General features: G+C 43.1%; 23 protein-coding genes. 4 read left to right on the plus strand and 19 right to left on the minus strand.

The window, feature by feature from the left end; genetic code table 11:
* From GMES_RS08410 to GMES_RS08425, 4 genes are all read right to left on the minus strand, one after another.
* Positions 1–285: hypothetical protein (locus GMES_RS08410; RefSeq protein WP_153811062.1), on the minus strand; the 285-nt coding region annotated here is incomplete at its 3' end.
* Between the two features lie 185 nt (positions 286–470).
* Complete coding sequence (locus GMES_RS08415; RefSeq protein ID WP_006992214.1) at positions 471–1,181, minus strand: hypothetical protein; 711 nt, start codon at positions 1,179–1,181, stop codon at positions 471–473.
* Positions 1,182–1,187: 6 nt separating this feature from the next.
* Positions 1,188–1,460 (minus strand): type II toxin-antitoxin system RelB family anti-toxin, encoded by a 273-nt coding sequence (locus GMES_RS08420; RefSeq protein WP_006992215.1) that lies wholly within the window; start codon positions 1,458–1,460, stop codon positions 1,188–1,190.
* A 188-nt stretch (positions 1,461–1,648) separates the two neighbouring features.
* On the minus strand, positions 1,649–3,283 hold the full coding sequence (locus GMES_RS08425) for a cation:proton antiporter domain-containing protein (RefSeq protein ID WP_006992216.1): 1,635 nt from the start codon (positions 3,281–3,283) through the stop codon (positions 1,649–1,651).
* 332 nt (positions 3,284–3,615) lie between these two features.
* On the opposite strand from GMES_RS08425, the gene GMES_RS08430 reads away from it, so the two are divergent.
* Positions 3,616–5,487 carry a hypothetical protein gene (locus tag GMES_RS08430; protein ID WP_006992217.1) on the plus strand — a complete coding sequence of 624 codons (1,872 nt, stop codon included), beginning with the start codon at positions 3,616–3,618 and terminating at the stop codon, positions 5,485–5,487.
* 127 nt (positions 5,488–5,614) lie between these two features.
* Entirely contained in the window at positions 5,615–6,007 is a 393-nt protein-coding gene (locus GMES_RS08435; protein ID WP_006992218.1) for a DUF2750 domain-containing protein, read from the plus strand.
* A 150-nt stretch (positions 6,008–6,157) separates the two neighbouring features.
* Here the strand turns inward: GMES_RS08435 and GMES_RS08440 are convergent, their stop codons facing one another.
* The 7 genes from GMES_RS08440 to GMES_RS08470 all read right to left on the minus strand — a co-directional run bounded on the left by GMES_RS08440 (position 6,158) and on the right by GMES_RS08470 (position 15,135).
* Positions 6,158–7,021, minus strand: coding sequence for a fumarylacetoacetate hydrolase family protein (locus tag GMES_RS08440; RefSeq protein ID WP_006992219.1), 864 nt, complete (start codon positions 7,019–7,021; stop codon positions 6,158–6,160).
* Positions 7,002–7,877, minus strand: a complete 876-nt coding sequence (locus tag GMES_RS08445; protein ID WP_006992220.1) for a dioxygenase family protein — start codon at positions 7,875–7,877, stop codon at positions 7,002–7,004. Before GMES_RS08445 ends, GMES_RS08440 begins: the two co-directional genes overlap by 20 nt.
* Before the next feature lie 57 nt (positions 7,878–7,934).
* Positions 7,935–8,687, minus strand: a complete 753-nt coding sequence (locus GMES_RS08450; protein WP_006992221.1) for a glutathione S-transferase family protein — start codon at positions 8,685–8,687, stop codon at positions 7,935–7,937.
* Between the two features lie 579 nt (positions 8,688–9,266).
* Complete coding sequence (locus tag GMES_RS08455; RefSeq protein ID WP_006992223.1) at positions 9,267–10,652, minus strand: GntP family permease; 1,386 nt, start codon at positions 10,650–10,652, stop codon at positions 9,267–9,269.
* 264 nt (positions 10,653–10,916) lie between these two features.
* A complete protein-coding gene (locus GMES_RS08460; RefSeq protein WP_006992224.1) occupies positions 10,917–11,270 on the minus strand; it encodes a RidA family protein in 354 nt (117 codons plus the stop codon).
* A 154-nt stretch (positions 11,271–11,424) separates the two neighbouring features.
* A complete protein-coding gene (locus tag GMES_RS08465) occupies positions 11,425–14,283 on the minus strand; it encodes a UvrD-helicase domain-containing protein (RefSeq protein ID WP_153811063.1) in 2,859 nt (952 codons plus the stop codon).
* Positions 14,284–14,514: 231 nt separating this feature from the next.
* The gene (locus GMES_RS08470; RefSeq protein ID WP_006992226.1) at positions 14,515–15,135 is read right to left on the minus strand and encodes a hypothetical protein; all 621 of its coding nucleotides are present in this window, start codon (positions 15,133–15,135) and stop codon (positions 14,515–14,517) included.
* Between the two features lie 975 nt (positions 15,136–16,110).
* On the opposite strand from GMES_RS08470, the gene GMES_RS08475 reads away from it, so the two are divergent.
* Positions 16,111–16,512: a DUF421 domain-containing protein gene (locus tag GMES_RS08475; RefSeq protein WP_006992228.1), complete on the plus strand. Its 402-nt coding sequence runs from the start codon at positions 16,111–16,113 to the stop codon at positions 16,510–16,512.
* A gap of 82 nt (positions 16,513–16,594) precedes the next feature.
* Positions 16,595–17,248, plus strand: coding sequence for a trimeric intracellular cation channel family protein (locus GMES_RS08480; RefSeq protein ID WP_006992229.1), 654 nt, complete (start codon positions 16,595–16,597; stop codon positions 17,246–17,248).
* 78 nt (positions 17,249–17,326) lie between these two features.
* Here the strand turns inward: GMES_RS08480 and GMES_RS08485 are convergent, their stop codons facing one another.
* The 8 genes from GMES_RS08485 to GMES_RS08520 all read right to left on the minus strand — a co-directional run bounded on the left by GMES_RS08485 (position 17,327) and on the right by GMES_RS08520 (position 25,558).
* Entirely contained in the window at positions 17,327–18,091 is a 765-nt protein-coding gene (locus GMES_RS08485; RefSeq protein ID WP_006992230.1) for a substrate-binding periplasmic protein, read from the minus strand.
* A gap of 531 nt (positions 18,092–18,622) precedes the next feature.
* Entirely contained in the window at positions 18,623–19,306 is a 684-nt protein-coding gene (locus tag GMES_RS08490) for a Fe2+-dependent dioxygenase (protein ID WP_006992231.1), read from the minus strand.
* A 119-nt stretch (positions 19,307–19,425) separates the two neighbouring features.
* The gene (locus GMES_RS08495) at positions 19,426–20,535 is read right to left on the minus strand and encodes an alpha-hydroxy acid oxidase (RefSeq protein WP_006992232.1); all 1,110 of its coding nucleotides are present in this window, start codon (positions 20,533–20,535) and stop codon (positions 19,426–19,428) included.
* A gap of 100 nt (positions 20,536–20,635) precedes the next feature.
* Positions 20,636–22,975 carry a TonB-dependent receptor gene (locus GMES_RS08500; RefSeq protein ID WP_006992233.1) on the minus strand — a complete coding sequence of 780 codons (2,340 nt, stop codon included), beginning with the start codon at positions 22,973–22,975 and terminating at the stop codon, positions 20,636–20,638.
* A 6-nt stretch (positions 22,976–22,981) separates the two neighbouring features.
* On the minus strand, positions 22,982–24,010 hold the full coding sequence (locus GMES_RS08505; protein WP_006992234.1) for an energy transducer TonB: 1,029 nt from the start codon (positions 24,008–24,010) through the stop codon (positions 22,982–22,984).
* Positions 24,010–24,429, minus strand: coding sequence for an ExbD/TolR family protein (locus GMES_RS08510; protein ID WP_006992235.1), 420 nt, complete (start codon positions 24,427–24,429; stop codon positions 24,010–24,012). The genes GMES_RS08505 and GMES_RS08510 overlap by 1 nt, the downstream gene beginning before the upstream one ends.
* The gene (locus GMES_RS08515; RefSeq protein WP_006992236.1) at positions 24,426–24,851 is read right to left on the minus strand and encodes an ExbD/TolR family protein; all 426 of its coding nucleotides are present in this window, start codon (positions 24,849–24,851) and stop codon (positions 24,426–24,428) included. The genes GMES_RS08510 and GMES_RS08515 overlap by 4 nt, the downstream gene beginning before the upstream one ends.
* Positions 24,852–24,856: 5 nt before the next feature.
* Positions 24,857–25,558, minus strand: a complete 702-nt coding sequence (locus tag GMES_RS08520; protein WP_006992237.1) for a MotA/TolQ/ExbB proton channel family protein — start codon at positions 25,556–25,558, stop codon at positions 24,857–24,859.
* Between the last annotated feature and the right edge of the window lie 636 nt (positions 25,559–26,194).

Genomic DNA, 26,194 nt, shown 5'->3' on the forward strand with positions numbered 1-26,194 from the left:
CGTAAAGCTAGGAGGTACCATTTTACCACCAGTGCCAATTTGCGCAGGTGGCACCATTTTACCACCAGTGCCTATTAGGGCAGACGCGCTATTTAATAAACCTGCAATAGTAAAGCTGGGAGGTACCATCTTACCGCCTGTACCGATTTGCGCAGGTGGCACCATTTTTCCACCTGTACCTATCAAGCTTGGAGGAACCATTTTCCCACCCGTACCAATCGCGAATGTTGAGCTAGAGGCAAAAATAGATAAAACAACAGTGGCAGCAAGAGTAGATTTTTTCATGACATAGATCCTATTAATATTATCAGCGGAGAAATTTCCACTAAAACGATTATCAAGGATCTATATCGGCAATGTCACATATAAGGTTAAAATATGAACATATAAGTAGTATGTTGAGAAGAAAAGAGTTTGTACTTATTCCATTAAATTTTCGCTGAGTGGCTAATTATTTAATGGCGTTGGTATTAGGCTTTAAACCAATTTTTTGAAATCAGTATGTAACCTTGAATTAAAACTAAAAGTGCAGAATAAGTGGTTAACCCATGGAATATATAGGGTGCAGCGTAATAAACAAAGGTACTTGGCAGGTCAAAGACACGACGTAAAACGTATTCTACGAGTATGAATTGGTGTAAAAGTATGTAAAAGAAAACCAATTGGTACAGGGTGTGGTCTAGATTTAAAGAGCTATATCGTTTCGGAAAGTACTTCGCCATAATAAACACACGAGCAAAAAGAAAATGCCTAACCAACAAGTTTATTGTTAGCAACAAAACGTACCAAAATATCATTGCTGCCTCTTGCGAGGTAAAATACCAGTAAGCCTCAGCCCCTAGACATAGTGCCACCACAACTACTGTTGGCCATCGAAGACTATCCTCACTGACCTTATACAAGGTCCAACAGGTCACTAGATACGTTGCCAATTTTAGAGAAACCTGAAATTGTTCGCTGATAACAAGAGGATATAATAATTCAGAAGACAGGTTAGCGGCTGCAGAGATAATAATAATGCTAACAAGGTTAATGTCGCGAATAAATAACACAGCGACAAACCCTAATAAGGCTAAATATATTTTTTCGAACAGTAAACCATCACCGTAAGTGAGAAATCCGGCACATACAAAAAGAACGGAACCAAATATTTTTGGAAGACGGGAAGAGCCTACAAACACAGGGGGTTAGAATCTATCGGTAATAAATTTAAAGTAGCCTACGATTTGATTGACGAAATTATTACGAGTTTCTTCTTTGGCCTTACTGCGGCATACCGACCACCATTTCTTCACAACCTCAATTTGCAACGTACGCAAAGACTCGGGTTTGTTGTTCTCAATCGCTGAAACAGTTTCACGGCTTAGCCCCAAACGAAGCGCTAAGTCCCCCTGCGTATAACCCGCCTCTTTTCGGAGGTTTCTCAAAATGACCGGCAGTTCACTACTATGTAAATCCATGATTAGGTTGCCTAAAAAAGCGGTTAATTAATTCGACTGTTGATGGTAACTATTTTACGACACCTAAGTAAAGAAAAATCCCCTAAACCACTAGAACATATATAGATGCGTATCGCTGGGCTTATGCAAATTGCTTATAATTCAACCAACAAAAAGTCCAATTGACATTCCTTCTTATGCAAATTCATTCAATCAGTAGCCAGTGTGTCTTCCGCCTCAATAGTATTGGCGATACTTTTTTTAACCAGTAATCGTGCAGTCTCATGTTCAGCATGCACAAAGGCGCTGATCCCCATCCCCTGCAAAGCTTTCCTTTCTTCAACACTATTAATTTTCACGATTACTTTAGCTTGAGGATAAAAGTCTAAAACAGCTTGGCAAATGATTTTCTTTTTCACTAAATTTGTTACTGTTAAAATGACACTCGCAGATTCTTCTACTTTCAATGACTCCAGAACGGGCCGTTTATCCAAGTGACCAAAGTAAGCCATGTAGCCCCGTTCACGAGCAAGTAGTACATGCTGTAAATTATCAGAAATAATGACAAAACGTATGCTCTTCGCACTAAGCTCCTTTGCTACAATGCGTCCAACGATGGCGAAGCCACAAATAACTGTGTGCTGATGCTCATTGATAGGGGTTATTTTATCTGATTCAAAGAATTCAACCACAAACAGTGCTGCTAACTTATATATATTGTTGACCATAAAAGGCGTGACAATCATGGACAACACTGTGACGAGAATAAGGAAGCTACCTAACTCGTTGGAAACTATATTTTCCGACAATGCCAATGAAAATATCGCAAACGAAAACTCGCCTATCTGGCACAAAGCAATGGCGGTTTTAACGGCATCACTTTTATTTGATTTTCGGCGTAGCAGCGCAAAAATAAATAACGCTTTTATCAACATGGCTAACGCTAAAACTCCCAAAACCATGAAAAACTCTTGATAAAAATAGACGATGTCTATCTTTGTGCCTATGGAGAAGAAAAACGCGCCCAGCAAAATATCCTTATATGAAGCAATGTCTGACTCTACTTTTACATGAAAATTGGTTTCCGCGATGATCATACCTGCGATGAACGCACCAAGTGAGTAGGTAAATCCCATTTCATGTGCAAGCAATGAGGCACCGATAACAATGGTCAACACCGACCCCAAAAATAGCTCTTCCAATTTAGCGTTTGTGGAAAAATGCAGCAGCCATTCAATAATTTTCTTGCCCAGAGTAAACATGAACACAATCACCAGCGTGGCAGACAGTAAAGTATTTAACAGGACGTCACCCACTGACAGTTCGCTGTTAGCTAAAAAGCTAATCAATAGCAGAATGGGGATCACAGCTAAGTCTTGAAAAATCAGGATCGCAACCGACTTTTCACCATAAGGCGTAACGACGTCTTTAGATTTCTTGAGATAACTTAAAACAATGGCTGTCGATGACAAACTAAATGCTAAAGCGATAATCACCGACGCCGTGACTGTTTGTGAAAATAGATAGTGAGCGATGGCAAAAATGAGTAATGCACTACCGACAACTTGCACAAAACCATTAATAAAAACCAGCTCCTTCATTTTTTTAAGTTTATTAAATGAAAGTTCTAACCCTATGGTGAACATCAGGAAGACGATACCGAACTCACCAATTAGATCCAGAGAGTGCAACTTTTCGCTATCACCGAAATGAAAAATATTGCTGATAATGGTCCCAGTTATTATGTAACCGATAATATGCGACACCGAAAGTTTCTTCAGCACTATGTTCAACACGGTTGCAATGGCTAACGAAATAAAAATTATCAGTAAAACGGAATCCATGTATCTCTATCCAAATTTAATGTCAGTTTAGTGCTACATGGCACTAACAAACTTATAACAAAAAGTAACTTAAATTACTATAAATTGCACTTATAGGAATAAGTAGAATATACCCCACCTTTTAATAAGTCTATTTGTATAAAATGAAGATGAATAAAATTTGAAGCGACGGCCATGACAGTATAAATAATGGCACTATAATTTAGGTTCAGGAACTCGCTTGCTCTATGGTTATAAAAGATTTGACTCATGAAAAACTTGGGCTTAGTAATGCTCACCCTAACCTTGCGTGGAGTCATAGCGATTTAATATGAATATGTAAGGACATAAACATGAAAGCTGTCAAACAAACTTTCATCCTACGTGAAGCTTTTCCCTCACACGTTAAATATGGCTTAAAGGGCTCGGTGCGCAATCACTTCGCAGGCATTATATTCGAACCCACCCAGAGTATTAAATCTCTGACCTTCGCACTCATTTTTACCTTTGTTTTAGTCGGCTGCTCATCGAACACATCCGTTGGCCCTTTAACACGTCATAATACTTCTACTCAAAATACTGGGGCCTCTGATTACAGCAACAGTGAGCCTTCTGAGCATGCACTGAATATTGAGAATAATATCTTTGCTGGGCAAGTTGCACCGCTACTATCAGGTATGGGGGAGCACGGTTTATACCCATCTACTGGCAATAAACGTGCACGCGTTTTTTTTAATCAAGCCATAGCCCTCACATACGGATTTAACCATTTAGAAGCGCGGCGTTCGTTTAAACAAGTCGTCGCGCTAGATCCAAACGCCGCTCTGGCTTATTGGGGCCAAGCATTAGTCTTAGGCCCAAATATAAATGGGGCGATGGAGCCAAGTGCCGTGCAGCCAGCTTATGAAGCAATAACAAAAGCGTTTGAGTTAATTGCGTACGCTTCTCCTAAAGAAGCTGCGCTTATTCATGCGCTCAAACAAAGATATTCTCAAGACGAGTCTCTATTTGATCGGAATAGGCTCGATTTAGACTATGCGGATGCTATGCGAGCATTAGTAATGGAATATCCTAATGATGCCAACTTTCGCACTTTATTAGCTGAAGCTCTAATGGTTATTCATAGCTGGGATTATTGGAACAGCGATGGCCGGCCAAAAGAGTGGACTCACGAAATATTAAGAGTGTTAGAAAATGGACTAAAGACCAGCCCATCTCATGCAGGGCTAAATCATTATTACATTCACGCGGTAGAGGCTTCAAAACAACCTAAGCGAGGACTCGCCAGTGCCAAAGTACTTGAAAATGCAGTTCCAGGTGCGGGTCACCTAGTGCATATGCCTTCACATATTTATATTCGTACTGGTCGTTATCAACAAGGTGTAGTGAGCAACGAGCAGGCGATTTTAGTAGATAATAATTACATTACACAATGCCGCCAACAAGGCGTATATCCATTAGCTTACGTACCACATAATCGGCATTTTCTATGGGCAATGGCTAGTATGCAAGGCAATAGTGAAAAGGCGATCAAGGCGGCTGAGCACATGGCAGCACATATAGACACGCAACTAATGACTCAAGAAGGACTTGGAACACTTCAGCACTATTGGGTAACGCCTTGGTATGCTTATGTGCGTTTCGGTAAATGGGAGAAAATTATGAGCACAGCGAAACCCGCAGCTGAACTTTTATACCCGCTAGCGGTGTGGCATTACGCCCAAGGCAGCGCGTATAGCTCCAACGGGCAGCTCTTAAAAGGCAGAACCCATCTGCAACAATTAAAGCAACAAGCGAAGAACAAAAAGCTCGCTGAGATCACTGTCTGGCAGATAAATGATGCATACAGTGTCATTAATATTGCTGCACTAGTGCTTGAAGGCGAAATAGAAGCCAAGGCTAAGAATTACTCAGCTGCTATTGACGCGTTAACCAAAGCCGCCGCGCTTGAAGACTCCCTTAACTACAATGAACCATCCGATTGGCACGCCCCTGTACGACAGTCACTTGGTGCCATATTACTTGCGGCCGGTGAATTTAAAAAAGCCCAAGACGTTTACCAAGCCGACTTACAGGTATTTCCAGAAAACGGTTGGTCCTTATATGGCTTGCATCAATCACTTGTGGCCCAAGGGCTATCAACTGAGGCCAGCAAAGTTAACATACGATTTTTGAAGGCCTGGCAACACGCAGATGTTGAGCTTGATAGTTCTGTGGTGCATTGAGCAACGCCGGTGAAATACCGATTCAATTCAAATAATTTGCTGCTTCACTTTTCAATCTACATAGTGCTCTAGTCATCTGACCGTTATCGGTAATCTTATATTGTGAGTCGCTAATTAAGGCCGTATCATGGCGCCACAAATCAGCCTACTAGAGCTCACCATGACAGATACCCACATTGATTCAGCCGATTTTATGGCCCAAATTAAAAACACCCAAGCGTTATGGGCGTTGCAAGATAAAACCAGTGACGGCTGGGTAATATTAGATTCGATTAATTTTGAAGACACAGACGTGATGCCGCTGTGGTCAAATGCACAGCTCGCCAAAGAGCATTGTGTGGATGAATGGGAAGACTATGTCCCTAAAGCCATTTCAGTATCAGATTGGCTAGAATTTTGGGTTGAAGATTTAGCCGAAGACAATGTTGTTATTGGTATCGAGTGGCGTGACGGTGGTGAATATTTAGAGGTGGAACTGGCTGACTTCAGTCAGATGCTTGCAGAAGTTGAAAAATTCTAAACGTTTCAGTAATCACAGGGGTAATGTTTGGTTTGTCATTTAAATCATGTGCAACTAAACCATGCTTAAGCGTCGTTATCTAATCCACGGAACTAAGCTTTTCTTGTACCGTCTCATTAAGGGCGCAACTTTACTGCGCTCTTAATGAGTTTATTCCTCTAGTACAATACCGTTTCTCAAAATCCCCACACCTTGAACCTCTACTTCAGCAATATCTCCGGGTTGCAAGAACACGGGGGGATTTCTTGGATACCCCACCCCTGAAGGCGTTCCCATAGCGATACAATCACCAGGCTGCAACGTCATGCACTCGCTAATTTGTACAAGTGTGTTTACTACATCAAAGACCATGTCATCGGTATTTGCCTGTTGCATAACCTGATCATTAAGGCGCATTTCAATGTTCAGCCCTTTTGCACCTAGCGGCAACTCATCTGGAGTGACTATCCATGGACCAAAACCACCAGTTTGATCAAAGTTTTTGCCCATTGTCCATTGCGTACTCCAGCGCTGATAAGGCCGCACTGAGCCATCGTTAAATAGTGAATAACCCCATACGGCATCTAAAGCGTTATCAACGGTGAGGTACTTAGCTTGCTTACCAATGACCACAAGTAATTCAGCTTCATAATCCAATTTATTGTTTACTTTGGGCAGTAGCAATGACTGATTATGGGCAGCTAAACTCGTGGGTGTGCGCATAAAGATAGCAGGATGTTCAGGTAGAGAATTGTTGCCCTCTTTTGCATGATCTACATAATTTAGCCCCAAGCAAAGAAATCTTTCAGGGTTATTCACAGGCAATGCGAATTCAATGCTATCTAATGGGATAGTAGGACCATTATAGGCTGACATTTTCTTACTAAGTTCGTTGAGAACCGCCATCCCCTTTTCAATCAACGTTTTCATGTCTCCAGGGAAGCCTGCATCTAAAAGTGCTAAAGGGATCACGCCATCACGGCGTTTCACCGCCAGCTTAATCTGTTCGTTCTCTTTATACTGAAGAATTTTCATCGTTTTGTGGCTCCTTAGCTAACGAGCGCAAGCGAAAATGGTGCTCGACGAACAACGTTTCGCCTCGTTCTGTGTTATAGCAACTAGGCTCGTGAGTAAGATCGGCTCTAACCCCTCCCACCGCGTCGATAGCGATATATTCACAATCTGAAAAGAACAGTTCAGTAATCACCGATTCGCATCCGGCAGCTGACACTACTACATGCAAATGAGCACTGCGCCATGGACTTCGCTGAAATGCCTTCAGTAAATCACCAACCGGGCCATCCATAGGCACTGAATACGGCTGCGGACGAATGGTCTTTACTACAAACTTACCTTGTTCATCGGTATAAATTCGCCCTCGGTTGTTCATGTCGTCTTGTGTTTCATCTTCATTGGAATACAAACCTGAATCAGCGTTGTGCCAAATATCGAGCAGAGCATTGCTCATAACACAGTCGTTTTCATCAGTCACCACACCTTTAAAGACCAATGGAGTGCCGGGTTCATCGTCCCGGCACAGCATGCCACCTTGGGGAATAACAGGTGCATTTTCAAGGTAGAATGGCCCCAAAGGGCTTGCTGAAGTCACTTCTGGGTTTTTACTCGCTGCAAGCAAATCAACTAAGCTAGTGATGCCCATCACGTCAGACAACAACGTAAACTCGTCACGAGCTCCTGTGGTTTTTTCTCCCACTTGGTAAAAAAAGTTTAATAACTTGGCCCACTCACCGTGGGATAAATCGACATCTCGAATAAAGCCGTGAAGACACTTTACCAATCCCGTCATCAGTTGAGTTTGTCTATTTTTATTCGATGTCTCAAAGGATGCTGCAATATAGTCAGTTATCGTCTCTTGCGTTAGATCTCTCATTTTTTCCCTTAATCTAATGGATACATTATGCGTACACTAAAAACAGGTGCTCAATCCCTAGTGAGGCTCCCATGCCACAACTGCGCGCTTGAAGGCCTGTCGGGCAGCGACAGCGTTATACCAATTAATTAATCCTGAGTAATGCTCGATAACTAATCCACACAATTTATAGCGGTGGACATTGACGATAGCGGCAATATCAGCCAAAGAGAATTTAAACCCCACAAGGTAATCGGTTGTTAAAAGCTGAGTGTTTAATTCCCTCATGTAATTGTGAGCTTGTTGAATATTGCTTTCGACCCGCTCACTCGAAAAGCCCGCCACAAAATCTTTCACAAACTGTATTAACTCTGGATTTTTTTGATGAGTTAAGTAGTAATCGACTTCTTTGGGGTCAGAGTAATGGCCAAATTTTTTGAATATCAATTCATAAGTGAGATGTTTGAGGCACCATTGATTATTATTGGATAGATCTATCCACTTTTGCATCTCACGTTTTTGCGTTTCACTAGACGGATGCAGTTCTGGCCCATCGAACGCCTTATCTATGTAAGCAATAATATCGACTGATTCGAGTATTAATTTTCCGTTGTGCACAAAAGCAGGCACGTAACCTTTAGGATGAATCTGTTGATAATCAGCAGTGGCATTTTCCATCAAATGCAGGTTAACAGGATGGCTCTCCCACCCTACACCTTTTTCTTCTAGGGCAAATCGTACGCGCTGAGAACAACTAGACATACCAAAGTGATAGAGGTGAACACCCTTTAAAGATGTAATGCTTTGGTTGCTTGTTTCAGTGATCGCCATTCGTTTTACTCAGCTAGATGATGAATTTTTATGTACACACGACTGGCTAAGTTCAAGGTTTTTAATGCTTAGACGTCACCAAACCACACTGCGGTACATGTGTACCACATGTAAATTTAATGTACTTTCTAGGTTAAGCTCTGTCAAGAGATAACAAAGCGCAGGTTAAAGTGTTTCAGCTAACGCCAAGGGGGATATTTTCGGCTATCCTAGGGTTTTAGAGCAGATTGCGTTTTACGTGAGTGTGAAAAAAAGTATTAGCTTAAGCGAATTCAGGAGCAGAATTGAAAAATAAAACGTCAATACATCTAAGTATTCGGATGCGGTTAGAAGCCATTTAACAGTCAAGAGTATCCCTACCATTGTCACGTATAAGCTAATAGAAGTTAAAAATGAGCGTACAAAAGTTCTCAAATTTTAAATCAGAATCCTGATAAACGTGTTCAGCTTGCGCATCACGAGCACCTCGAAGAGTGAAACGCTTAGAGTGAAGAGATTGTCGAACGTTAAGCAATGATCTTAGCGTAAATGCTGATAAGGTTCGCACCACCAAAGATAAGCAGCCCCAAGCATGCCAGTTTAAAATATTTGGCTAACACACCAAGCAAACATGAATGCCAAACTGCCAAGTAAGGTTTCCATTACTGTCCATGTTTTTAAAGTAGTTTTTTCATCCATATTTAACAGTCGACTGACCAGCCAAAAGCCAGAGTCGTTAAAGTGCGATAACACCGTTGCCCCGCCTGCTATAGCGATAACCAAGCAGCACAAATCTACTGCGGATAACCCTGTAGTAACGGCGACCATGGGCGTTAACAATGCAGCTGTTGTGGTCAGAGCAACCGTCGCAGAGCCCTGAGCTACGCGTAAGCTGGCTGATATAATAAACCCCGCTAGGATAATTGGCATGCCAGTATCAGCCAACAAGCCTGCTAATGCATCGCCAATTCCACTGGCTCTGAGCACACCACCAAACATGCCGCCTGCCCCTGTGACCAAAATCACACCGCAAATTGGCGCTAAAGAGTCACCGCACCACTGTTCAATTTTACCCATGCCATAGCGACGGCTAAAAAGAGCAATACTGACTAATAATGTAATAAGTAGCGCTACCGGTGTTTTGCCCAATAAGCGCAAGGTATGCACTATTCCGCTGTTACCTTGGATAACATCCGCTGCAATCATTGTATTGAGGCCAGTATCCATAAAAATTAAGCACACAGGCAGAAGTAAAATCAGTATCACGCTAGAAAAAGTGGGCAATTCCCCACTTTTTAAATTCCCTGTAGATTGATCGTCTTGACTGAATAGCGAATGCAAAGGAATATTAAAGCGTTTACCCGCATATTGACCGTACAGATAGGCGCCTAGGTACCAAGTAGGAATAGCAATCACTAACCCCACCATTAACAGTAAACTAATATTCGCGCCCAAAAACTCTGCTGCCGCAACAGGCCCTGGGTGCGGTGGTACGAATGCGTGCATCACCGCAAATGCGCCAGCTGCCGGTAAGGCATAGGTCAATACTGAGCCATTAAATCGGCGGGCTACGCTAAAGATAATGGGCATCATCACTATTAACCCAGCATCAAAAAAGATCGGAAAACCAAAGCATAACGAAGCTACACCTAGTGCTAAAGGCGCTTTGTCTCGCCCAAAACGATTGACTAAGTTGTCAGCCAATACTTGGGCACCGCCCGAAACTTCGAGCAACTTGCCTATCATAGCGCCTAAGCCGACCAGTAATGCCACAGATGCCAGCGTCCCCCCGAAACTGCTCATCAAGGTAGGCACCACTTCCATAACGCTAATTCCAGCGACCAATGCGGTCACAAGACTCACCAGCGACAGAGCGATAAAAGCATGCAAACGAGCACGTACAATTAGAAATAACAACGCTAACACTGCACCAAGTGCTACCGTTAATAAGTACCAAGGTTCGTTTATAAATGACAGGTTTTGCATGTTAATTAATTCATCTGTTGTTATTTAACAACAAATTAACACCATAATACGGCAGTTTCATCATTTGCAGGTAATTTAATGACAAAAAGCCTCTTAACTTATAAAGGCTAAAAGGGATCATTAAGGCTGTCTGGTAAGATCCTGCCCCAGCCTTATAAAATGAGAACGTAACGCGATCACAGAAAAGCAATAACGCAGAAAGAAAAATGCATTCGCATATACAGGCTCAGATTCCCCCTCAAATTCAGCTAAAACGTTGAAGGTCTATTTCTGAGCTGCAACCACTGATATTTCTACTAATAATTCAGGTCGTGCCATGGCGGCTTGAACGCAGGCTCTTGCGGGTGCATAACCTTCTGGTACCCAAGCGTCCCACACGGCATTCATCGCATCAAAATGTGCCATATCTTTAATATAAATAGTCGCTGACAACATGTGTTCACGATCAGAATCAGCACTCAACAAAAGCGCATCCACTTTATCCAACATGGTTTGAGTTTGCTCTTCAATACCTTTGTTGGCTTCAGCTGCCACTTGGCCGCATAGGTAAACGGTTCCCTGGTGAATAACCACTCGACTCATACGTTGTTTAATTTCTTTACGCTCGATTGTTGCCACACTAACCCCTGTATTTTTAAGATTGATTAAAACGAAGGGCGAGATAATAGCAACTTCTGGGAACCGAATGTCAGATTTTACCTATTAACGATAAGTATGTTGCTAATGGCACCTGTGCAAGTTGCAAAACCTATTTATCAGTCGTTAAGTGCGCCTAGGTTTCGTCACATGATATAAGCTCAACATCGTACGTACCATTTATAATTTCAGTTACAAAAGGGCTCGCCTCGGTCATTTCAGCGAGCACATAAACTCGATGTTTTGCGCGAGTAAGCGCCACATAAAATAGGCGCCTTTCTTCTGCGTGCTCAAAGGTTTCGTGTTTAGGTAAAAGTGCCTCGACCACAGGTGAAGTGACTTTATCTGACGGAAAACCATGCTTGCCTCTGGTCATGCCTGTAATAATAGTAAAATCAGCTTCTTTTCCTTTCGCTGCATGAAACGATAAGCACATTATATGCAGATTACTGTATTGCTTATTAAGCACTTCCAGACCTTCCCTATCAGGCAATTGAAACCAAAATCGGGCTAAAATGTAGACTGTAGGCTTTGAGCGCTCGCGCGATGTATTTTTAATCCCGTCACTCTCAGTCAGTCTATTTTTTTCAGTCTTCCCGCTCTTGTTCACTTGCTCATACTTCTTATCCGCTTTATCCGCTAAAGCAGCAAGCGCTTGGTGCAATAACACTTCACTACTTGACGTTTTATTATCACTGTATAAAAGCGATACTCTAGGATCAGCTACTTTAGCAAGAGAGCAAATATTCTTGGGTATCTGCGCAGGATTCTGACTGACAAATTGGGTGGCAACATCGCCAATTCTATTATTGAAACGAAACGTCTGGTCTAACACATTTTCACTGCTTTGGCCGAAGTACTGGTTAAACTGCGTGGTCAGGGTGACATCTGATCCACTAAACCGATAGATGGCTTGCCAATCATCGCCGACACAAAATAAAGACGCCGATTGACCTTTTTTGCGCCGTGTCTTCACACCGCTAGAAGTCAGGGTTGCGCATTTTTCGTCTAGCGCGCCAACGGTAAGCGCACAGTCTCTAAGTGCTCGCACTAACCGAGCTCGGGGCTCTGAAATATCTTGAAACTCATCCACCATTATGTATCGCCATGGAGCGGTGAATTTACCATTCTCTACGTACATTATCGCTTTGCTGATCATGTCTTCAAAATCAATATAATCGTGTTGAATCAAATGTTTCTGATAGTCCTGGTATATGGGTCTTAGCAAAGTAAAAGCAGTTCTAACTTGCTGAGTATCAATGCCTGCATCCTTTGAGGCGACATTAGCCATTACGGTTTTTACGCTAAACTTACCCGGTATAGTAGACTTGTATAACCCGATTAGCTGACAAAATAAGGCTGCCAGTTCACTCAAATAATGAGTTTTTTGCAAACTATGCAAAAGTGATTCGTTAGACAAGGGAGCGATATTTATCTGTAATTTGCTGGCTGCACGTTTTAGTGCACTATTAAATTTTCCCTTCGCATATTGATGATAAAAAAGTTCAATGTACCGTGAACCGTGCTGGCGGTGCATTTCGCGTTTATTCTTTATCATTTCTTGATAACGATTTTTATCGGTATAGCACGGTGTATTTCCCTCTTTGTCTAGTAGGAAGCACTCGATATACACGTCATCTTGTGGTAAATAAAAATCTGCTCTATTCTCGCGAAGATGCTTATTTTTGATATCAAATACGTACTTAGCTTGGTAGCGGTATTCAATGCCATGTTTATACAGCCAATTAGCAATATGCAGGTGCACGAAACAACTCACCCTCTCCCCTTTTAATGTACGCACGTTGTTTTCATTCAAGTAACGGGAATAATCAGCTAAAGCGTCAAAATCGAACGGACTCTTTGGTTGATGGTAATAGTTGCTCAAGTATGCAACCACTTGTTTTTGATAGGATTCAGTTTGCAGCTGATTTTTTAAGCTTGCCAATACCCATTTGGTTTTCTCTTGCTCGTCATTTACCCACGGTGATAAGGTCGGGTTTTTCCCTTCGACATGGGTAATAATGGATAGCCCCAAGCTGTGAAAGGTACTGGTTTTAATGCTTTGTATAGCTAGTTTGTGTTTAATGCGCTCATCCATCTCGGCGGCGGCTTTTTGACCATAAGCCAGTAGTAGAATATCCTCTGGGCGCGCTTGACCACTGGTTAGCAAGTATCCTGCTCGGCCGATCATTACACTGGTTTTTCCAGTGCCCGCCCCAGCAAGTAGTAGGTTATTGTCATCATCGATAATGCAGGCACGCCGTTGCTTATCTGTTAAAGGGTTTGACTCGACTCGTTGAAAAAAATCTGCATATATATGAAGTTGCTTTTGAATGTAGCCTTCCCGCAATGCAGCAATATCCGAGTGATCCCAGCGATGCATTGCCTCTAACTTTATAACAGCTTCTTTTACAGTCTTACCCAGTGGAGCGCTTTGCGTCCACGTATGCCAACGTGGATATTCTAGCGCTACCCGCTGCTGAATCGCGATGACATGTGAATGCTTGAGATACCTTGCCTGTATCGCGTTTTCTACATTATGCACCAATTGCAGTAACCGACTTTGGTGATAATTAGCCCACTTAATCTGAATGTTATCCGCCTGAGTTTTGCTGCCGCGGTAACCTAAAAAATGCAGTTCATGATCCAGAGCGTTTATCTGAAATATCATGGTTGCCCCGAGCCAGCGCCATTCAAATATGGGAGGGACATCAAAATGTCGCCAAGATAAAAACGAAGCCGGTTGGTTTGCATTTGGGCTTGTGTGTCCAGCGCTCACAATTGTTTTTAGCGCTTTTGGTAGTCTGGCTCCTTCTGGAAAATACATTCCGTACTCATCGAATCTTAGGTCAGCTTGTAAGGGTGAAAAAATTCGCCCAAACCAACTTAGAGCAATAAAGTGCCCTTTACCGGCGTTATGGACTCTCGCTGATGGGGATGGTGTTGCATAATTTGGTGGATTTTCCGCACTTGGCGGCAAAGAATTCGAACGCAAGGAAACCTACTTCTTAATGAGTTGACTGAAAAAGAAAAATGATAAGGATAACAAACTTGAAAATACAGTGCGGGAGGCACAGCAGTGTTTACTCTTTGTGTAAATTGCAAGTAAACAACACAAACGTAAAGGCTAAATAAGTCACGGAATTAAAACAAGTAATATCGACGCTGCCATTTAATCACCAAATTTGGCACTAAAAGGCAGCGTTGCTAAGCGGGGACGACTTTTTTAGTAGGTTCTTTTCACCCAGCCTACTAAGTACCAGCTGTCTGCCGCATTTTTCGATTTGCGAATAGCGCTGATTTCTTGCAGATTTTTTAAGCTAGTTTCTAACTCACCTTCCATTAATGCGCTGCGCTCGTAACGGATCAAATGTGAGTTAATTTTAGTCAGCAAATCTTTACCGCTGATCGTATTGGTCCTGCGGGCTCTGACGAACCACATGCACCAAATGACCATGGCGTCGTTTTCACTGATGGTAACCTCTTGCAGATCACTAATCAGACGTAATAATTCAATAAAGGCGTAAATCCCTAACCATGGCTCTTGTTTGTGCTGGAATCCACTTGGCTGGCTTCTCTCAATATGCTCAATCAACGTGCTGATACTAAGCTTTATATTGCCAGGTTTAAACGCATCCGCCGTTTTTTGGCTAGTGCCGTCGTTCGAGTCTGTTCCATCGTTTGAAATCGGTTTTTTCGGGGCTCTAACTGAAATTGCAGGATTAAGGGTAGTATTGATAATCTCTTCAGTAGAATCGGGCTCTATCCCCACCTTTAACAGTGACGAGCGTAATACTTGATTCACTTCTTGCTTTTTACTATTAGCCACATCGATATCAGGTTCCATTTACGTACCTCCATTTTCATTATTATATATGCACAAACTGATGTGCTTACTAACCTGACATGCACTTTCAAGGCGTTGAGCCCTCAATTATAAGGACTACCATACGCTGCTTATATCTGCCCATGCCGACAATAAATATTGTTCGTATGTAAGCTCATCAATTTGTTTAGGCTTATTCATAATCTCGTACCATCTGCTTGTTGCTCAGTACGGTAACCTTGAATGCCATAGCGCTTTGAATGCATAACTATGCTACCACAAAAACGCTCGTATATCTCGCTGTTAACCTGTTACGCAGCGTATATAGTGTGATTTTACCAGTGGTTAATAACGGATTAGATAAATTCTAGGTATAGAAAATCAAGTAAATTCATTTTTACTCGCTGTCTTGGTTTATTAAGCTAATTAATCGGCCTATCCGTATATTGTTAGTAGAGTAGATTCCCTTCTCTAGAAATTAATGTAACGAGGAATCAATCACATGTTTAGTATCTATGTCGTTAATAAGCTTGGTAACAAAACTTGCGTTATTGCTCGAGGGCAAAATGTCACCGATTGAAAATATTGAAACACTTTAGGTATACAATAGCCCTATCTCTGCGTGAAAATGCTACATACAGAGTACGAAAAAATTTTCCTTCGAGACACTTTTCGCAAGGGTTGATAATAGAGTGTTGTGTCACTACAGCGTCGAACTCCCCTTCTCGCACGGGTTAGTTATCCATTTTGTACTACCATTGCAGATAATTTGACATTGGCATAATAGTTGATTCATGTAGAGTCATTGAAGCGCGTATATCCGCTCTCGAGGACGTTGATTACGTCTATCACAGCCAATCGTTCAGCACCTGAAATGGAGAGAAATATGTTTTTTGAATCTTGGAGTGAAATAACGCGCATTATCACCACCACGTTGATTATTTATCCTTTTTTAATATAGCAACGCATTTAGTTGGTAAACGCTCATTTGCTAAAATGAACAACTTTGACTGGATAATCACCGTAGCGGCGGGCTCCATCTTAGGTTCTGCTATTTTATTGAAAGACGTGGTAATTACTGAAGTTTTAGTCGCGGTTAGCCTACTCTTTTTTTTGCAATATCTACTCACTTGGACCAGCGCCCATTTTTCGACTTTCGATAAAGTAGTCAAAACTTCTCCACAATTGGTATTTTTCGACGGTGAGTATATAGAGCATGCTATGAAAGATGCGCGCCTCACCCGTACTGAAGTAGAAGCAGGTGTTCGAAAAGCTGGTTTCGGTGATTCAAGCCGAGTAATGGCGGTAGTTTTTGAGGCTGACGGGGAATTAAGTATCGTGCCGAAAAGCGAAATTCATGATCAGCTCATAATGAAGTTACGCAGCGAAGCAAGCTAATGACTAGTGGCCGATGGCTAAAGAGAATAAACCAAGGCGCATACACCGGGTCTATAAATCCCGATAAACTCAGGTACTGAATATGACCGATGACTACTTTCACGTCCTAAACCTAATTGGTGTCGCTTTTTTCGCTGTATCAGGCACGCTACTCGGTTACGAAAAAAAAGTAGGTGGCTTTGGTGTGGTGGTGGTGGCGAGTGTCACCGCTCTTGGCGGTGGTTCTTTGCGCGACTTACTGCTGAATGAGCCAGTATTTTGGGTTGCCGACCCAGATTATTTGTATTCTACTTATGCTGCAATCTTCATATCTGTAGCGTTTATCCGCTACCTGCCCCATGTTTCAAATTATTACTTCTTGCTTCTAGATGCCTTGGGGATGGCTATTTTCAATATAGTCGGCATTGAGAAATCCTTGATTGGCGGTACGGGCATGCTCATCGCGATTACTATGGGCACCACCACAGGTATTTTTGGTGGGCTTATTCGTGACGTAATTTGTAGGGAGGTCCCCTCAGTTATGCGGGGCGAACTGTACGCCTCTGCATGTGTATCGGGCGGGTTAGTGTACGCAGCATTATTCTCTCTTGGAACGCCCTATATTTGGTGCATTTTCGGTTCTTTGTTCACCACAATATTTATAAGAATGGGGGCATTACATTGGGATTGGCAGCTTCGTTTTTTTAAGAAAAAATATCGCAAATCAAGCGGTTCCAGCGTTGACAAGTCCCGCTAAAAGCTAAATGGCTGAACGCACCAGTAGTAACGCTTATGTTGGCGGTCATTTTATATTGAACGTCATTAACTGGTAATACTACTTTACTGCATATTTTTGAAATATACGGTCAATTTCCCCTTCATTTTTTAGCGCAGCTATAGCTTCATTCAATGAGGGCAGCAAGTCACTAAACTCTTTGCGTAACCTTAAGAACACTTCACCTTCGGAGTGTACACTGGCAAGTGCAATGGGAACATCGTAATGTGAGGACCAATGCTTTGCGGTAACGCCCTCTAAAATAACACTCCGAAATCGAAGCATTTGCAATCCTTTGATTAACCTTGCCTCTGAAAAAAAATCCACTCTAATAAATTTGTCGTCGTCGTGATAGTCATACCCGGCAACAGTACCAACACGTTGGCCATGTATAGAGCTTGGGGTTACATAACCATGCGCATTCTCTGGAAGCGTCACTATGTATTCGGTCAAATTAAAAATTGTACTGCTGGCAACGTACGGATCACCTATATCACCGTCTTTGAACCAGGCTGAGCTCATAAAATCCACATCCAGCAGTCCCTCATCAAATGCTTTATCGGCGCGTTTTGGTGGGTAGTAGTAAAACTCAAAAGAATAGCCCGCTCGATCCAATATTGCTGCAATCACTTCAGCAAATATTCCTGGTTTGTCGACGTCGCCAAAAAAACCATAGGGTACCCAAGAGCCAGTACCTGCCAAATTATATTTGAGCGTAACCGGCATTGGCCGTTCAGGTGCAGCATCAATGTTCACACTAAGTAAGATGAACATTGCCATGACAGTAGCAATCAGTGTTTGCAATTGACGATGCCTATTTTTCATTTATAACTAGCACTCCATAAATCACATCTCACACAGTATAGTATTCGTAAAAATAGTTTTCGGAGATTGGTTAAATGAATTTGGATAATGACGTCTAAATACGTAGATTATAGAGTTGAATTTGATAGACAAAAAACTGTAAAAACAAGTGTCCAAGCGAAATAATTTATTGGTGATAGAGAGGTGAAGATTGTCGAGCCTGACGTGAATGGCGATCGGACGGCTCGTCAATTCAATCGCAAACTTGGGTGAAAGGTGTATCTTATCCCTGCTACAGGATAGGGGCTTGATAAAGCACTAGCCCTAAACGCCATAACATATGAACCTTGTTCAACGAATAGGTTATTCCGCACTTTATGGCTCGTTAGTGGCGGGCTGACGTTAACGGGCTCATTTATAACTTAATATGGTATAATTTTGACCGTAATTTACGCGCTACTCACTTGTCAGTACTTTTCTTTAAGTGCCTTTTTGGCAAGTTTTAGTCGCTGGGTAAGTAATCTCAATAGCCATAGCGTTATTCAATAACGGTTAACAGCTCGCCCAACTTCGCATCAGGTTATGGTACACCCCAGTTAAGCGTTTTACTTCAGCATCGTTATTGCCCAGCTCAACCGTAAGCGCTTGAATAGATTGGTCCAAATCAAACAACATACTGCGCTGGTCGTTACTGCGCACTAGACTTTCAATCCAAAAGAACGATGCTGTCCTGTGTCCTTTTGTCACTGGGTTAACCTGATGAAGGCTATTTGCAGGATACAAAATGACGCTACCTGCATTGAGCTTAATTTGCTGTAAGCCAAACTGGGTTTCGATACTGAGTTCGCCGCCATCATATGTTTTTGGCTCTGATAAAAACAACGTGGCGGACAAATCTGTGCGCAGCATTTGATGACTGTTCGGAATGGGCATAACCGACGCATCTACGTGTAACCCGTAATGTTCGCCGCCTTGATAGCGATTAAATTTTGGCGGGTAAATCTTGTTCGGTAGCGCAGATGACATAAATAGCGCATTGCCCGACAATTTACGAATTACCGTATTTCGAAGTTCGATAGCCAATGCACTGCCGTCATCAAGTTGTTGATTATATTTTACTTTTGAAGCCTGACTACCCGCGGTATGTTTACCATCTAGCCACTGGCCTTTATCTAGTGCTTGAGTGAATTGGGTAACTTCTTTTTTGGACAGTAAGTCTTCAATAACGGTTAACATGGGCCTCTCTTTCGTTTATTTGCTTTGGGTTTTCTTGCTTTGCTTCTAGGCATTTTATTGCGTATTTGTATTCTTCGCTAGCTCCTCTCAGCAAAGACTGCGTAACCCAACGCTTAACGTCAATAAATGCAATCTAGGGTAATATCGCTGATGGTCTCGCATCCGGTTAACGCCATTGCAAGCTCTAACTCTTGCTGAAGTAAGGTCAAACTATGGGCAACACCCAATGCTCCTGCAACTGCTAGGCCATTTAGAACAGGCCGACCAATCAATACACCGTTCGCGCCTAGGGCTATGGCTTTGAAAATATCAGTACCTCGGCGAATGCCGCTGTCTAACAGTATGGGAAATGCTTCTCCTACTGCGCTTCGTACTGGCGGTAACAAGTCGATACTCGGGGCAAGGCCGTCTAACGTGCGCCCGCCGTGGTTCGACACCACAATACCCGCGCAACCACTTTCAACAGCAAGAATGGCATCCTGATGGTGGCTAATGCCTTTTATCCACACAGGTAGGTTTGTGTTTTTACGCAGCCATTGAATGTCATCCCAATCGGGTGCATCAGCCATCAGACCGTTGAGTAACACACTTTGTCCGGGTGATAACGACTGTGTCTTTGATGTGGGGTAGTTCACTAAATTCGCTGCTACCACACTGGGGGGTAACAAAAAGCCTGCTCTTTGCTGGCGATTACGAAGTCCGCTTACAGGAGCATCCACGGTGACTACTATGGCGGTGTAACCTGCTTTTTCGGCGCGCCTGATTAAATCAAGCGTATGCTCTGGGTCGGGCTGCATATAAAGCTGGAACCATTTACCGGTGTGTTGCGCTGTGCCAATCTGTTCAAGCGGATAAGTAGACAAGGTGCTGGTTAGCATCCCCATATTGACCGCGTTAGCCGCTTCCACTGTGGCAAGCTCACCTGCTGGGTGCAACAAGCTTTGATACGCTAAAGGGGCAATCAACATTGGCCAACTAAATCGGTCTTCGCCCAAAACAACTTCCGTGGTGCCTTTGGTAAATTTACGCAGCACGCGCTTATTCATGCCTATAGCATCAAAAGCAGTGCGATTGCGATTAAGGGTAATATCGTCCCCTGCGCCGCCAGCAATATACTCATAAATACCGTGAGGCATATAGTCTTTCGCTAAGCGTTCATAATCACTTATAGCAATCACATCTGGTGGGATTTGGCTTAGTTTAGGTAACACGTAATGATTTTTTCTCATGGTTAAATCTTAACCCAAAACAAAAAAGGGAGCACGTTGAAAACCAACCTACTCCCTTGATTAAATTACACAAATTGTAATAAAACGTTTTTAGCTAAAATTAAAACTCGTAAGTTAGCGTTAGCTTGGCGTTGCGTGCTGCACCAATATAGGTAAATGCACCACTACGGTAAGCCGCTAAGTAGTAATCTTTATCCGTGACGTTAGCAACGTTTAAGCGCAAGTTAAGCTGCTCGCTGAAGGCATAAGTCGCGAAAACATCAAATGACGTGTAGCTAGGGACCTTGTACGAATAATCATTGATTTCAGTGTTAAAGCCAGCACCTGAATCAGGTTGCCCTGCGTACATTTCACTTGAGTACGTCATGGTGCCACCAAATGAGAATGCATCGCTTGCTTGATAACGTAACTGCCAAAACGCACTGTTATCAGCAAAATTACTTAAGGTACGGCCTACACTATCGGTGTCGAACGACTCAAGCACTTCGGCATCCATAAACGTCACACCAAACTGGGTGCTTAAGTCTTCGGTGATGTTACCTACTACAGAGAATTCAGCACCTTTAACGCGGTTTTTACCCGTGTTTAGCGTACCGATACTGGCGTAGTCATCTTCACCGATACTTTCCATTACGTCATCTTTTGTGATTTGGAAGATAGCTGCGGTTAGTAGCAACTTGTCGTTATAAACGTTCCATTTTGTACCTAATTCGAAGTTTTCGGTGTCTTCTGGCTTACTGTCTGTTACTTGTTGAGGATCACCACAGATACCGCCGTAGCCACAGTTACCGCCCAAGTCAGACTCGCCACCGTTAATGTTGCTTGATGTGCTGTAGGTAAGGTAAACGTTTGCGTCTTCGTTGATGTTATACACCAGGCCAACGTGACCGTTCCACAGCGTGTCAGAGTAATCATAAGCTGTATCAACGCCGCCACTGGTTACGACGTTGTCGTAGTCGAAGCTATCGGCACGTACACCAGCAAAAACGGACCAAAAATCGTTAATGTCAATGGTGTCCATCAATGAAACAGACACAGTATCGATTGAGTAATCAGAGTCCTGAGCACCTTTTTCAATGCTACGGCCCATAACACTGTTGATGTTATCAATGTAGTTACCGCTAGCATCGATAATACAGAAACCAGCTGATGCACCACGACGACCAGCTGTTATACAGTTGGTATCACCCGTATTGGTGACATTGTAAACGCCGTTATCAACGTCAAGGGCGCTGTATTCAGCACTGACCACAAAGTTGTGTTTCAAGCCGCCTAACTCACGGGTCAAATACACATTTAGCTGGTCAGCGAAGTAATCCACTTCTTGCCAGCCTTGGTGCGTACTCAAACCGATTGTTTCAGCACCTGGCGCATCTAGGTCTGTAGCATCGCGGTTGGTGCCGCGTGCGCCGGTGGTGACATAACCGTTATCAGTGGTGCCGTAACGCATTAGGTTCTCAACGCGAGTGTTGCTGTCAATTTCATATTGAGCACGCAAGGTGAAGGTATTGATTTCAGATTCTAGAAAGTCTTGGCCGTCTTGAGTGTACACAGGTAAATCTGCGACTGGCTTACCACCGCCTGCCACAATATAAGTACCCAAGTCAGGGGTATCTTCTGCTTTTAAGTAGTAGTAATCAGCGGTAAGTTTTAATTTTTCTGTTGCTTTGTAATCCACTGACAAAGCAAGACCATTACGCTCTTGATCAGCAGGACCACGGTCGGGAATTTCTTTGTACGAGTGCAAGATATTGGCGCGCACTGCTAGGTCATCATTGATGCGTTTGTTGCTATCAAGCGCAATACGGCGGTAATCGTCAGTTCCTAAACCAGCTTCAAGCTTAGAGAAGTCATATTCTGTGCTCGCTTGCTTAGTAATGCTGTTAACCGCACCACCTGTTGAACCACGCCCAGCAAAGGTAGAGCTTGGGCCTTTAGTGATTTCAACTTGCTCAGTTGCAAAGCTTTCACGTGTTGTCATACCAGGGTCACGTAAACCATCAACAAACACGTCACTGCGTGCTTCGTGGCCACGGATAATGTAACGGTCACCGAACGCATTTCCGTTTTCGCCTGTACCCAAGGTAATACCAGGCTGTGCGGCTAGAATGTCTTTTAAGTCGGTTCTACCAGATTCTTGAATTTGAGTTTGTGTCAGTACGCTGATCGTTTGCGGTGTATCGGCCAATTCTTTTACATGGCGTGAGTCGCCTGAAACCTGAGCTTTATATGGTGCACCCGCTTGTGCGTAAGGGTTGGTATCAACGGTGCGCTCTTCAATTTGCATGGTGTCCAATACAATGGGTTCGTCTTCTTGAGCCATAGCAAATGGGCTCAATAACATGCCGGGTACGCTTAATGCTAACAAGGTTTTATTAGTGTTAACCTTGGGTGAGCGAAGACTCAATGGCGCTATTTGACACGTTTTTGTTCTACTCATTGGTAACTAATCCTTAAATGCTGAGTTGGTGATTAATGAATATTCGATGGGGATCACTAACGTGATCCTTTCTCGTTTAATTGAATCGGGTACAAGTGGCAAGGGATTGGCCTTTTGCAACATATCAAGTGCAGCCTTATCCAGTTCAGCTGAGCCTGAGCTTTCTTTAATGCTAGAAGCCAATACATAACCATCGTGATCGATGGTGAATTGCAACTGCACCACGCCTTCAATTTTTTGCTTTTTTAATTCTCTGGGATAGGTTTTGTATTGACGTAAATGCGCCTGCAACTGTGCGTAGAAGTCGTTGGCATTACCGGCGCGACCGCCGGAGCGTGTTGAGCTAGCACTGCCGGTACCACGATTCGTGGCTTTTTGAGCAGCCGGGGCTGGCGCGTCATAGGAAGTTTTACCTTGTTCTTTCGCTGTAGTGGTATCTGTTGGCGCTGGCGCCGCAGGCTCTGGCTTCGTAACTTCTTTTTTAGGCGCAGTTTCTTCAGGGAGGGCTTCTTGTGACGTTACTTCTTCGGCTGTAGCCATTTTTTTGACCGCGCTCTCGGCAGATGTCTGTTCAACAACTGGCACATCTATGGTTTGTACGACAGTCTCTGGTTGTGTAACTTTTTCTACTACAGGCTCGCTAACGGACTCAACTTTCGGTTCGGGCTTAGGTAGCGCTTGTATGTCTTCCTTAGGCTGCGGTTCAGGCTCCGTTTCTGACTTAGGCTCGGCTACGACATTCACTGTTTCTTGTTGCTCAGACTCAACAAGCTCTTGATCTTGATACGCGCCGAGCATCCCTAAACCGACTTCAATACCATCTTGTCCTTCTCCCATAGCACTGCCCTGCACTTCTTGGGGCGAAATCGATAGAGCGGCGAATACACTGGCGTGCAATGCGGCGGCAACGGCAATCGCGATTAACCATTGGCGTTTGTAACTAACGGGTTGAAAACTAGTTGAAATGAGGGATGCATGGCCATCTATCTGACTCGCTGCAAGCCTTTGTTCACTGTGTTGTTTAGCAGCACGCATCAACTTGACTCTGTCGTTAGGGTGAATAAGTTGATGGTGCTAAACCCTGCAGCGCGCAATATAACTAACACTTTGTCTAAATCTTGATACGTCACTCGCTTGTCGGCACGCACAGCAATATTGGCTGGGTGCTCTTGTAATAGTGTGCTCAACGCTTCTGGCAATGCATCAACGCTGACAACCTCATTATTGAGGTGGATCTCATTGTCTTTCGATAGCTGTAGGGTTATTGGTTGTGCAATAGCCGGTTTGGTTTGGCTATTCTCTGGCAGGGTTAATCCCGCATCCTGAATTTGCTCAATCTTCCCTGCAATCATAAAGAAAATAAGTAACAGAAAAACGATGTTAATCAACGGGATAAGGTTATCGTCGCTATTCGCTTTACGTCTTGGGCGTTGCGCTTGATTGAATAGGCTCATTTTTGCCCCACTATCGCGTTAGCCTGAGGGCGTAACTTACCCAAAGTAACTTGGGTAAAACCTAATACCTTCATGCGTGAAAGCGCATCAACAATCACTTGCACTTGCGTCTCAGCTGCTGGCTGCAACACGGTTGGCATACTCGCGTCAAACTCACTTGAGAGTGCTGCATCTGTTAGCGCTGCGCTATCGCCAAGTGCAACTTGAGCATAAGATAACTGACCATCTACGCTTAAACGTAATAGCTGTGGTTTGCTGTCAGACAAGACACTAGCCGCCAAGCTCGATTGCATTTCCACAGCACTGAACTTGGTGAAAGACGAGGTCAACATGAAGAACATCAGAAGAATAAACACCACATCAATTAGTGCAGTCAGGCTGATACTTTGTTTACGTCGTTGCGGCAATAGCAGGCTCGACATAGTAACTACTCTGCGCCTTGATGACTTGTGGGTTTTGGTTTAGTGGACGATTGCTTTGAGCTAGACGTGTTATTGCTGCTCATTGCAAGGCTGTTAGCACTAGCGTAAATAGTGAACACACGTTGTAGGTCATTTTGAATTGCTTGTGCCTCTACTTCGGCTTTACGTTCAAAGTAGCTATTAAGCATAGAGACTGGAATAGCCACCGCTAAACCAACCGCTGTCGTTAAGAGTGCCTGCCAGATCCCCCCAGAAAGCACTGCAGGATTCACCTGAGCACCGGCAGACTCCATAGCTTTGAACGCTTCTATCATGCCGATAACCGTACCAAACAGTCCCATAAGTGGGGCTAATGTGGCAATCACTTCTAGTACACGTAAGTAACTGTTGAGCTGAGCGATGGCAAGTTGCGCTTGACGGTAGATTTCATCTTTGATGTCGTCTAATGCCAATGAGGATTTATCGATTAACTGCACCGTACTACTAATAAGAGCAGCACGATAGTTCCGTTGACCATTAACCAATAACAATGCTTGAGCGTGTTTACCGTGTTGTAAAAAGCCGAATGCTTGTTCAATTGCATCAGCGGGTCTTGGGCGCGTGCTATAAAACTGCCAAGCTTTAAATACACCAACCGTCAACGCAACCACAGACAAGCTGATCAAAAGCCACACCACTACTCCACCATTTACGAGCAAATCAATCACAGCAACACCCTAATAACAATCTAAATGAGAACGATTATCAATTTACATCGTTATACGGTTTGTGACAACTGTTTATTGAACTAAAACTAGAGATAATTGTCATTTTTTTCTATTTTGGTTATATCAGAACCGATAAAAGCAGCATGGATATCATTTTAAGCTAATATGTTCAGGGTTAAATATTGTTAATCGCGTAGTAATTAGAGATTTGTAAAGAAATGAGATTTGGTTGTATTAAGAGAATTGAGAGAGAAGCGCTGTTCAGAGGTAAAGTAAAACACTACATGTTTCGCATTTGAGCTTAGAAACGCCAAAGTGTCGGCGCAATACGTGCCTAATGACGCAAGAGTAAACGCGTGGTTTGCAAAGAATCCCTAGCGTTAATAAACAAGCACGCCGAGGGCATCAACAACAAAAATTGGCCTTATTATTTCAGGGTCTTTCGATTCGGCCTCGATTTCGCCAAGCATTGAAAGCTTTTGCAGAGTATTAATAAACAATGTACAGCGATAGTAAACAATGCACAGCGATAGTAAATAAAGCGCAGCGTTATAAGATATAGCTAGCAATTAATGAACAGTTTAGGGTAGCGAGAAACGCTGATTGCACGATATTCACCCCGCGAAAATAATCAGA

Source organism: Paraglaciecola mesophila KMM 241, from assembly GCF_000315015.1.
GTDB lineage: Bacteria > Pseudomonadota > Gammaproteobacteria > Enterobacterales > Alteromonadaceae > Paraglaciecola > Paraglaciecola mesophila.